Raw genomic sequence first — 1,556 nt, 5'->3', positions numbered from 1 at the left:
CGTAACGTGAAAGAACGTATCCAAAAGACGTGCGGATGCCTGGCCGGGGTAGGCCATCAAAAATTGTGCAGCTCGCGACTCAGGCAGGTTGGTCGATCAGACCGAATTTCTTGAGAGCCTTGATCCAGCGAGGTGCGTTGCGTTTGACCGCGAGGGCTTCGTAATCGGTGGCGCTATCCCGGTAACACTGGCCACGCTTGAGCATGAAGAACACGGTGCGCAGGAGTTTGTGCGCGATGGCGATGATGGCCCGCTTGTGTCCGCGGCGGATATGCAGGGCTTCGAATTTCGATTTGAAGACGCAGGTGGTGCGCCGGGCCGAGTGGGCGAATTCGCATAACAGACGACGCACGTAGGGGTTGCCTTTGCCGGCCCGGCCGGACTTGCGTTTGCCGGCGGACTCGTTGTTGCCTGGACAGACGCCGGCCCATGAGGCCAACCTGTCGGGGCTGCCGAAGGCATCCATGTCGGTGCCAATTTCAACGAGCAGCATGGCCGCGCCGATCAGGTCCACGCCGGGCAGGGTCTGCAACAGCGCGAGCGCATTGCGCTGCTCGTCCATTCCGGACAGCAGCCTGGCATCGAAGCGGGCGATACGCGCCTCGATTTCTTCGATGTGCCGCATCAATTCATCGAGCACGAAGCGGTGACTCGGTGTCAATTCCCCCTGCACGGCGTCGAACAGTTCTTCCCAGCTGGCCTTGAAGCGTTTGCTGGCCAGTTCCAACACCTCCGGCACGCTCTTGCCGTCGATGAGGGCTTTAACCATCCTGCGCGCCGCCGCGCCGTGTACGTCGCTGACCACGACACCCAGTCGGATGCCGCCATCGGTGAGCACTTTGTGCAGGCGGTTCTTTTCAGCCGCCAGCTGCCCCACCAGTTTCTGGCGCTGGCGCGAAATCAGGCGCAGTTCGCGCAACTGCGACGGGGGAATGAAAGAGTTGCGCAGCAGGCCCGCCCGTGCCAGCGTGGCCAGCCATTGCGCGTCGCCGATGTCGGTCTTGCGGCCGGGCACGTTCTTGACATGTTTGGCGTTGACCACCAGCGTGCGCACCCCCGCCGCCTCCAACGCGGCGTATGGACTCTTCCAGTAGATCCCGGTACTTTCCATGACCACGAGATCCGGGTTGAGCGCCGCGGCCCATTCGGCCAGCGCCTTGCGGTCGCGCTTGAAGGTGCCAAACTGGCGTTGTTCAACGTGGCGGTTGCCATGCTCATCCTCGATGATGGCGCAGGCGGTGATTTGGGCCTGGTGAACGTCCAGCCCGATGACTCGCTTGAACAGCGTCGTCAATTCCATCTGTCCTCCGTTTGCGGTAGAGTTAAACAGTGGAAGGCGGCGATGCTGGAACTGAAGGAGCCTGAAGGCGACAAGTCGCCAGCGGCCTTCTTAACGTTCGCTCTCTAGGATGCATGCCGGGGTGCGGATCAGTTCTGCGGATCACGTTAGGGTCGGGGATTTACCTCCACGATTAATGCTCGACCTCTATCGCCAGCCTTCCACCCTGTATTCTTTCATGCCCCGGGGCGGCCGCTCTGCAATGACCGTTAGGGTG

Annotated in this window: 1 protein-coding gene; it reads right to left on the bottom strand. The window is 61.4% G+C overall.

Going from position 1 to position 1,556, the window contains the following annotated elements:
* Positions 1-79: 79 nt before the first annotated feature.
* A complete protein-coding gene (locus tag HAV22_RS30725; RefSeq protein ID WP_166865627.1) occupies positions 80-1,300 on the bottom strand; it encodes an IS110 family RNA-guided transposase in 1,221 nt (406 codons plus the stop codon).
* Between the last annotated feature and the right edge of the window lie 256 nt (positions 1,301-1,556).

The organism is Telluria antibiotica, assembly GCF_011682055.1.
GTDB lineage: Bacteria > Pseudomonadota > Gammaproteobacteria > Burkholderiales > Burkholderiaceae_D > Telluria > Telluria antibiotica.
Note: the sequence above shows the minus strand (reverse complement) of the source record. Positions and strands in the feature narration are given on the sequence as shown.